General features: G+C 45.0%; 1 protein-coding gene. It reads left to right on the top strand.

Annotation, left to right across the window (positions count from 1 at the left end; translation table 11 throughout):
* Positions 1 to 660: response regulator transcription factor (locus R7E78_RS26655; protein WP_318058677.1), on the top strand; the 660-nt coding region annotated here is incomplete at its 5' end.
* Positions 661 to 707: the final 47 nt, after the last annotated feature.

Raw genomic sequence — 707 nt, 5'->3', positions numbered from 1 at the left:
TTAATTGTTGATGATAACCACAATGTTTCCGAGACCATTGCTGACTACCTAGAACTCGAAGGTATGACGATAGATTGCGCGTATCACGGAGAGGCTGCGCTGGCGTTGTTGGAAGATAACCATTACGACGTGATCATTATGGATATCATGATGCCAAAACTCGATGGCATCAGTACCGTACAAACGCTGCGTCAGGAACAGTTTTGCGGAACGCCCATTCTTTTTCTAACCGCAAAAGACACATTAGATGACAAAATAGCGGCATTTAAAGCGGGTGGGGATGACTACTTAATGAAGCCGTTTGCGATGCAAGAGCTCAGTTTACGTATTCATGCTTTAGCTAGTCGTGGCCCACGCCAAGACATTGGTACGCTGACGTTCGCTGATATCTGTTTAGATGCGCGCACTGGTAAAGTCACGCGCGATGGTAAAGAGATCAAGCTAAGTCGCATCCAAACCAGAATCTTAAAGCTGTTGTTGAAGTACGCGCCTGCGTCAGTATCACGAACGGAAGTGATCGAAAGTGTTTGGGGTGACGAACCACCCAGTAGTGATGCATTACGCAGTCATATTTATGGTTTGAGAACTGCTCTCGATAAAGGTTTTGAAGAATCACGATTAGAGACTATTCATGGACAAGGTTACCGACTTAAAGCATAACGAATACCCAAGTATTTATCGCAAGATTCGCTGGTGTTTTTGCGTGA

The sequence above is a fragment of the Vibrio sp. YT-19(2023) genome (assembly GCF_033337395.1).
The sequence above is the reverse complement of the archived record's forward strand: the minus strand, read 5'-3'. Positions and strand labels throughout refer to the sequence as shown.